Origin of the sequence: Streptomyces flavofungini (genome assembly GCF_041028215.1) — a bacterium.
Taxonomy (GTDB): Bacteria; Actinomycetota; Actinomycetes; order Streptomycetales; family Streptomycetaceae; genus Streptomyces; species Streptomyces flavofungini_B.
On the sequence record NZ_JASKYR010000009.1, the window covers coordinates 34,538 to 42,968 of the forward strand.

General features: G+C 72.5%; 5 protein-coding genes. 4 read left to right on the top strand and 1 reads right to left on the bottom strand.

What is annotated here, in order from left to right; genetic code table 11:
* Positions 1-92: 92 nt before the first annotated feature.
* Both AB8Z36_RS01275 and AB8Z36_RS01280 read left to right on the top strand, forming a co-directional pair.
* Positions 93-1,328 (top strand): ABC transporter substrate-binding protein, encoded by a 1,236-nt coding sequence (locus tag AB8Z36_RS01275; RefSeq protein WP_369211285.1) that lies wholly within the window; start codon positions 93-95, stop codon positions 1,326-1,328.
* A gap of 6 nt (positions 1,329-1,334) precedes the next feature.
* Positions 1,335-4,076 (top strand): ABC transporter permease subunit, encoded by a 2,742-nt coding sequence (locus tag AB8Z36_RS01280; protein ID WP_369211286.1) that lies wholly within the window; start codon positions 1,335-1,337, stop codon positions 4,074-4,076.
* A 37-nt stretch (positions 4,077-4,113) separates the two neighbouring features.
* Here the strand turns inward: AB8Z36_RS01280 and AB8Z36_RS01285 are convergent, their stop codons facing one another.
* Positions 4,114-5,373 (bottom strand): helix-turn-helix domain-containing protein, encoded by a 1,260-nt coding sequence (locus tag AB8Z36_RS01285; RefSeq protein ID WP_369211287.1) that lies wholly within the window; start codon positions 5,371-5,373, stop codon positions 4,114-4,116.
* A gap of 149 nt (positions 5,374-5,522) precedes the next feature.
* On the opposite strand from AB8Z36_RS01285, the gene AB8Z36_RS01290 reads away from it, so the two are divergent.
* Together AB8Z36_RS01290 and AB8Z36_RS01295 are read left to right on the top strand one after the other, a co-directional pair.
* Positions 5,523-7,100: a DUF885 domain-containing protein gene (locus AB8Z36_RS01290; RefSeq protein WP_369211288.1), complete on the top strand. Its 1,578-nt coding sequence runs from the start codon at positions 5,523-5,525 to the stop codon at positions 7,098-7,100.
* Positions 7,093-8,397, top strand: a complete 1,305-nt coding sequence (locus tag AB8Z36_RS01295) for an NAD(P)/FAD-dependent oxidoreductase (protein WP_369211289.1) — start codon at positions 7,093-7,095, stop codon at positions 8,395-8,397. The genes AB8Z36_RS01290 and AB8Z36_RS01295 overlap by 8 nt, the downstream gene beginning before the upstream one ends.
* Positions 8,398-8,431: the final 34 nt, after the last annotated feature.

An 8,431-nucleotide genomic window follows, 5' to 3' on the forward strand; every position in this document is an offset into this window, starting at 1 on the left:
GACTTCTGTCGGGGGCCGAAGAGAGGGGCCTGCCACTTTCATGGCCGGGAACCGCTACCCCGCACCGGCCGAGCGCCAGGAGGACGTTGACCATGGGAACACATGCGCAAAGAAGGGGACGGGCCGCCCTCGTGCTCGCCGCGGCCACGGTGCTCCTCGCCGGCTGCGGCGGCTCCGAGCCGGCAACAGGCGGCGCGAACGGGCCCGACAAGGCGACCGGTGAACCGATCTCCGTCGGCTTCGTGAACACCGACAGCGGCAACGTCGCACGGCCCGAGATCACCGCCACGGCCAAGGCCGCGGCGGACTGGGTCAACGGCCACGGCGGCATCGGCGGGCGCCCCCTGAAGCTGGAGACGTGCGCGACCGACGGCACCCCGGCCACCTCCACGAAGTGCGCCGGCGAACTCATCGGCAAGAAGGTCCTGACCGTCCTCAACGGCAACGACGCCGGGCTGGACTCCGCACAGCCGCTCTTCAAGAGGGCCGGACTGCGCGTCTTCGGCACCGCGGGAACAGCGGCGGTCACCGGCGACCCGGCCAACACCATTCTGGCCACACCGCCCGCCGCGGCCATCGCGGTGACCGGCCCCCTGCACAAGCGGATGGGGGTCAGCAAGGGCGTCTTCGTGCTGCCCAACGCCGGACCCGGCATCAAGAAGGCGTTCGACGGGATCAGGACCAGCGCGGCGACATCGGACGTGCGGCTCACCCTGTCGCTGGTCGCACCGGCCAACCCCGACGTCACCGCCGCCGTCAACGCCGCCAGGACCACCCACGCGGACGGACTCATCTTCTCGTTCGGCGAGAACGACTGCACCAACGCCATCCGCACGGCCAAGTCGCTGAACTGGAAGGGCGAACTGATCGCCGCAGAGTGCACCCAGTTCATCAAGGCGCTCGGGCCGCAGGCCGCGGGCGTCAAGACCACACCGGCGCTCTTCCCCCTGAGCGCGCGCGCCGCGGCCGAGCAGTACGACGGCCGCCTCAAGCGGGAGTTCGACACCTACGAGGCCGCCGCGAAAGCCGCGGGAGCACAGAAGCACCTGGAGTCCGCCCACGCGGCGTACGGCTACTCCACCGTGATGACCTTCGCCCGCATCCTCAAGGGCATCGACGGCGACATCACGCAAGAATCAATCGGCGAGGCGATGGCCTCGTACAAGGGACGCCAGGTCCTCGGCACAGCGAAGGACTGCACGGCGAAGCTGATGCCCGGAGCCAACTGCGGCCAAGACATCATCGTCCTGGAGACCCGCGCCGACGGCACCCAGACCCTCGTCGGCGGCAGACCACTCCACCTCGGCACGCTCCTCGACAGGAAGTAGGCCGCCGTGGACCAGTACCTCGTCTTCGCCGTCCTCGGCCTCGGCGCGGGCGCTGTGGCCGCCGCACTGGGCATGGGCCTGGTGATGACCTACAAGGGCACCGGCGTCATCAACTTCGCCCACGCCCCAGTGGCGCTCTGGGGCGCCTTCGCCTACGACGAACTGCGCCGGACCGGCGACCTGGTGGTGCCGGTCGTCCTGGTGGACCCCCACATCCCGCTGGGCGGCCCGCGGCAGACAGGGGCGGCGCTGCTCCTCGCGCTGCTGCTGACCGCCGCCCTCGGCGCGGGGATGCACCTGCTGGTCTTCCGCCCGCTGCGCCGGGCACCCCTGGTGGCCAAGATCGTGGCCTCGCTGGGTCTGCTGACCCTGTTCCAGACGCTGTTGACGCGGTGCTTCGGGAGCGGCTCCCGTACCGTACCGCCGTTGTTCACCGGCCGGCAGATTCACTTCGCTGGCCTCGACTTCCCCGAGGACCGGCTGTGGATGGCGGGCCTGGTGCTGGTGCTCGCGGGCGGCATGGCCGTGGTCTACCGCAGGACACCGGTCGGCCTCGCGACCAGGGCGCTGCGCGAGGACGAGGCCGCGCTCACCCTCAGCCGCTGGTCACCGACGTGGCTCGCGACGCTCAACGTGACGGCCGGAGTCGTCCTGACGACGGCGGTGATGATCGCCGCCGCGTCCGTGAGCCCGCTGAACCCGCTGTCCGTGGCCCTCCTCGTCGCCCCCGGACTCACCGCCATGCTCTGCGGCCGCCTCGTGCACGTGGTGCCCGCCGCCCTGGCCGGCCTGGCCCTGGGCATGGCGCAGGGGCTGCTCTCGTTCGTCACGACGAAGACCTGGTGGCCGTCGTGGCTGTCCACCGCCGGCGTCACCGACGCCCTGCCCCTTCTCGTCGTCATCGCCGTGCTCGCGCTGCGCGGCCACACCCTGCCCACCCGCGCGGGCCTCGTGCTCGACGCACTGCCCAGGGTGCCGCCGCCGATGCGGCCGCGCACGCTCGCCGTGGTGGGCGCGGCCCTTGCCATCCTCGCCTGCTTCCTGACTCCCACCCTGCGCCTTGGCCTGACCACCAGCATGGTGTTCGCGGTCCTCGCCTGCTCCCTGGTCGTGCTCGTCGGACTGACCGGGCAGATCTCGCTCGGCCAGCTCGCCGTCGCCGCCATCGCCGCGTTCGCGCTGGCCACCTACCTGGACACCTGGCCGTTCCCGGTCGGCCTGGTGCTCGCGGGCCTCCTGTCGGCCGCCGTCGCGGTGGTCATCACCCTTCCCGCGCTGCGGGTACGGGGCGCACAACTGGCGGTGATCACCTTCGCGGGCGCCGTCGCCGTGCAGTCACTGGTGCTCAACAACGCGCAGTCGAGCACCGTCGAGCCGCCCCGCGTCGGCCCGCTCGACCTGGGCCCGCAGACGGGCATGGACATCGGACGGCTGCCCTTCGTCCTGGCCGTGCTCGCGGTGATGACGGTGGTGTGCGCCGCGGTGGCCCGGCTCATCGGCAGCGGAGTCGGCCGCACGTTTTTGGCGGTGCGCGGCAACGAGCGGGCCGCCGCCGGAGTCGGCATCGACGTCGTACGCACCAAGACCCTGGCCCTTGCCGTCTCCGGGTTCATCGCGGGCATCGGCGGCGGACTGCTCGCCTACAACGGCCAGGCCGTCTCGGCCAGTGCCTTCGACGTGTTCGTCGGCATCTCCCTGCTCGTCTACGCCTACATCGGCGGCATCACCGGGGTCGGCGGTGCTTTGTACGCCGGTGCCATCGCCCCCGGCGGGCTGCTCTACGTCTGGGGCAACTTCCTGTGGAGCTCACACTCCCAGGGCGACTTCGCCTCGGTGTACACGACGCTCGCGGCCATCGGACTGATCACGATGGCCGTCCAGTACCCCCACGGTGCCAGCGAAGGCACCCGCGTGTCGCTCGAAGCACTGCGCCGCAGACTCCGCCCGAACACACCGAAGAGCGAGCCGACGATCACTTTGCCCGACACGGAGGTGCGTCCCTCGGCGCGCGTCCGCCTGACGGCGCGCGACATCACCGTCCGCTACGGCGGTGTCGTCGCGGTCCAAGGGGTCTCCCTCGACGTCTGCCCGGGCGAGATCGTCGGGCTGATCGGCCCGAACGGCGCGGGCAAGACCTCCCTGCTCGACGCGCTGACCGGCTTCGCCCGCTGCGAGGGATCGGTCGAACTCGGAGATCACGCCCTCACCGGCAGCGGGCCGCACCGCCGCCACCGTGCCGGTCTGAGCAGAACATGGCAGGCCGCGGAGCTCTTCGACGACCTGAACGTCTTCGACAATGTCCGCGTCGCGGAACGCCGCTCCGGCACACCCGCGCGCGGCGCAGCCGCCGATGCCGATGCCGCGTGGGCGATGCGGCTGCTCGGCATCGAGGACCTCGCCGCCAAGCGCCCGGCACAGATCAGTGCGGGCCACCGCAAGCTCGTCGGCCTCGCCCGGGCCCTCGCCGGCCGGCCCAGCGTGGTGCTCAGCGACGAACCCGCGGCCGGCCTCGACAGTGCCGAAAGCCGGGCCCTCGGCGCACGCCTCACCTCCGTCGCGGCGCAAGGCATCGGCGTCGTCCTGATCGAACACGACCTCGCCCTGGTCCTGGACATCTGCGACCGCGTCTACGTGCTCCACGAGGGAGCGCTGATCGCGGTCGGCACCCCGGAACACATCCGCCGGGACGAGGCCGTGATCCGCGCCTACATCGGCGCTGCGGCCCCCGCATCCGAGGCAGGAGTGTGATCACGACGGCACCGGCCGTGCGGCGCGCCCCGACCTCTCACCCCGACGCACCGAAATCTCCGCCCTCGGCCGGCAGCGGCACGCTGAGCTGGGCCATCTTCAGGCCCAGATGGGCGGCCAGCCGGTCGTCACCATGGTCGAGGCGCAGACCCGTCAGCTCCTCGATGCGGTGCAGGCGCTGGTAGAGGGTGGAGCGGTGCACATGCAGGGCGGCGGCCGCGCGTTGGGCGTCACCGGCGTGGTCGAGATAGACGCGGAGCGTCTCGACGAACCCCCGGCCGCCGGGACCGGCGGTCAGCAGACGGCGCAGCCCGGGGTGGATGCCCTCGGCCAGTTCCTCCGGCGTCAGCTTCGCCAGCAGCGCGTACACACCCAGTTGCGCATAGGCGGCCACGTGCCCGAGGACCCCGGTGACCCGCGCGACATCGACGGCACGGCGGGCCTCCCGGTAGGTGGCGTGGGCCTCGACGAGGCGTCGGCGTACACCACCCACCCCGACCCAGCACGGCCTCTCGCCGCCCGCGCTCAGCTCGGCCGCCAGCTTCTCGCGCAGCACATGGGCCAGCTCGCCGGCGTCGCGCTCGATGGTGTCGGAGCGCGCGCCCGGCCACAGGGTGAGCAGCACCGCGTGGTCGGGCCGGGTCAGCGCCAGCGCACGCGAGGGCGGCAACCGGCGGCGCGTATGGTCCACCGCCAGATCCAGGGCCAGCCGCCGCCGCTCGGCCAGCGGCTCACCGCCGTCGCTCGCCACCGTCGCCACCAGGGCGACCACCGGTCCCGCGACCGCGTGGCCCTCCTCCACGAGCGCGGCGGTGGCCTGCACCCGTACCGCATCGTCCGGAGCGATCAAGTCCCGTACCAGTTCACGGGCGTGGCTGAGCGAGACCTCGGCGGCCAGGGCGGCACGGTGGAGGAGCAGCGAGGCGTGGCCCGCCGCCTCCCGCAGCACCTCGGCGTCCCGCGGCGTGACCGGGCCGTCGGAACCGATCAGCCAGACGTACCCCAGGAGCGCGCCGTCATAGCGGATGGGCATGCCGATGCGCTCCACCGTGAGGCCGATCTCCGGGCACGGTGCGACGGTGAAGACGCCGGTGGCCTTCGCCGCTCCCTGGGCGTGGATGTAGTTCGCGAGGACGGGCGACACCTCGCGCTGCATGATCGACTCGAAGCGTGCGTCGTCGACCTCCCCGGTGTGCCCGTTGTAGGCCAGCAGCCGGATGCGCGCGTCGTCCACGGCCATCGACCGGCCGAGCCGGGCACCCAACGCGTCGACCAGCTGCTGCAGTTCAGAGCCCATCGCCGCACGGTAGGCCAGTACCGGGCAGCGGGCAACGGGGCCGACGTCTGTTGCGCCGTCACCGCACAGAACCCGACGGACGTTCCGGTCCCGCAGCGCCCCGCGGCTCCTAGAGTCCTGAAATGTTCCCTCCGGCGAAGGAGCCTGTGATGACAGCGACATCCGATATCGCGGACGCCTACCGGGCGCTGCTGATCCAGGAGGACCCGCTCTACGCGGTGATGGCGGGCGAGGCCCCGCAATCGCTCGCGCCCCTGAGCGAGACAGCGGTGCGGGACCGCGCCGCCAGGGCCGACGGGCTGCTGGACCGACTCGACGCGATCGAGGTCCCCGAGGCCGAGGCCGATCTCGCATCGGTCCTGCGCACCCTGCTGACCGACGAGGTCGACCAGCCCCAGGTGATGTGGCACGAGCACCTGACGGCGCCTTACCACGCGCTGTTGCTGTTCGCCATGGTGGCCCGGTCAGCCATTGCCCCGCTGGAGGGAACCGAGCGTGCCCGGCTCACCGCCGAGTTCGCCGGACGCGTACGCTCCACCGCCGTCATGCTGCGCGAGCAGCGCGCACGCGGCATCGTGCTGCCCCGGCCCGCGGCCGAGGGCGCGCGCAGGAGCTGGGCGGCCCTTGCCGCGGAGCTGTCCACGCTGCTCGCCAGCCCGGCGGTGGACGCCGCGATGACCGCGGTGGCCGCCGAGATGGCCACCTCGGCCGAGACCGCGGGCGAGGCGGTGGGCATGGCCCACATGCCCGGCGGCGAGGCCGCCTACCGGCTCTGGGTCCAGCGGCACACCACCTCCGACCTCGGGCCCGAAGAGCTGCACCGGCTGGGCCTCGCGCAGTGCGCCCTGCTGTCCGAGCGGATGGCCGAGATCCGGGCCAGGCTCGGCGGACCCGGCGACGAGGACGAGGCGCGAGCGTGGCTGTCGGCGCAGACGCACCTCTACGCCTCGACCCCCGAGGAAGTGGCGGCCACCTACCGCCGCCACGTCGCGCGCGCCGAACCCGGCATCGACAAGCTGTTCCACACCCGGCCCCGCGCCGCCTACGACGTCCAGCGCCTTGACGAGGCCGACGAAGACGGCATGACCTTCGGCTACTACGCGCAGCCCGGCCTCACCCAGCCGGTCGGCCTGTACCGCTTCAACGGCTCCAGCCTCCAGGACCGCTCCCTGCTCACCTCCGCGGCGCTGATCCTGCACGAACTCGTCCCCGGCCACCACTTCCATTTCGCCCTGCAGACGGAGAACACCGCCCTGCACCCACTCCAGCGCACCGCGCCACTGGTCGCCTTCAGCGAGGGCTGGGCCGAGTACGCCTCCCACCTCGGCTGGGAGATGGGCGCGTACGCCGATGACTGGGACGCCTACGGGCGCCTCGCGCACGAACGCTTCACCGCACAGCGGCTCGTCGTGGACACCGCCCTCAACCTCGGCTCCTGGGATCTGGCGAAGGCCCGCACGTTCATGCGCGCCAACACCTTCGACAGCGAACGCCAGATCGCCACCGAAACCCTGCGCTACGCCACCGACCTGCCCGCCCAGGCCCTGGCCTACCGCAGCGGCTTCCTGGCCTTCCAGCAGGCGCGCGAGGCCGCCGCGGGCGCCGACCCGCGCCTCGTGCACGACGCCATGCTGGGCGCGGGCGCCGTCCCCGTGCCGCGCATGCGGCAGCGGGTGGCGCAGGCGGTGGCCGAGACAGTGCCCGCGAAGGGAGGCCGTCGTGGCTGAGACCGTGGATGCCGTGGTCGTCGGCGGCGGAGTGATCGGCTGCTCGACGGCGTTCGAACTGGCCAGATCCGGGCTGCGCGTGGCCGTGGTCGACAAGTCGGGGGGAGCGGGCCAAGGCTCGACCAGCGCCTCGAGCGCGATCGTCCGCTTCAACTTCTCCACCTTCGACGGCGTGGCGGCCGCCTGGGAGTCCAAGCACTGCTGGGAGAACTGGGCCGACCACCTCCAATCCCCGGCCCACGACGGGCTGGCCGGCTATATCCGCACGGGCGTGGTCTTCCTGGACGCCCCGCCGGCACCGCGCGACCGCGTCACGGCCCTCTTCGACCGGATCGGCGTCCCGTACGAGGAGTGGGACGCGGCCGACCTGGCCCGGCGCCTGCCCGCCCTGGACCCCGGACGCTACTGGCCGCCCAAGGTTTTGGGCGACGACGCCTTCTACGCCGACGCCGCAACCCGCCTTGGCGCCCTGCACACACCCGACGGCGGCTACGTCAGCGACCCGCAGCTGGCCGCCCTCAACCTGGCCACGGCCGCCGCCCAGCACGGCACTCGTTTCTCCTTCCACACCGCGGTCACCGACGTCATCCGCAGCGGCGACCGCGTCCGCGGGGTGCGACTCTCCGACGGCACAACGCTCTCCGCACCCGTCGTGGTCAACGCCGCGGGACCCTGGTCCAGGTCCCTCAACCGGCTGGCGGGGGTCGGCGCGGACTTCACCGTCCAGGTGCGGCCCATGCGCCAGGAGGTCCACCAGGTGGCCGCTCCGCCCGGCTACCACCGGGCGGGCGGCTCCGGACCGGTCGTCGCCGACCTGGACGTGGGCACCTACCTGCGGCCCGAGGGCCAGGACTTCCTGCTCGTCGGCGGCACCGAGCCGGAGTGCGACCCGCTGGAGTGGCTCGACGAGCCGGACAAGGCCGACCTGCGGGCCACGGCGTCCCGCTTCCGCACCCAGGTGACCCGCGCCGCCCGCCGACTGCCCGCACTGCGCGTGCCAAGCCGCCCCAGCGGCATCGCGGGCGTCTACGACGTGGCGGACGACTGGACGCCCATCTACGACCGCACCGACCTCGACGGCTTCTACGTCGCGATCGGCACCAGCGGCAACCAGTTCAAGAACGCCCCGCTCGTCGGCCGCCTGATGGCCACCTTGGTGCACGCGGTGGAAGCGGGCCGCGACCACGACACGGACCCGGTCCGCCACCGGTGCGAACACAGCGGCCAGATCGTCGACCTCGGCTCTTTCTCCCGCCGGCGCCCGCCCACCGACACGACGGGAACGGTCCTCGGGTGAACGGTGACTCGCCCGACCCGTCGGACCCGGCAGC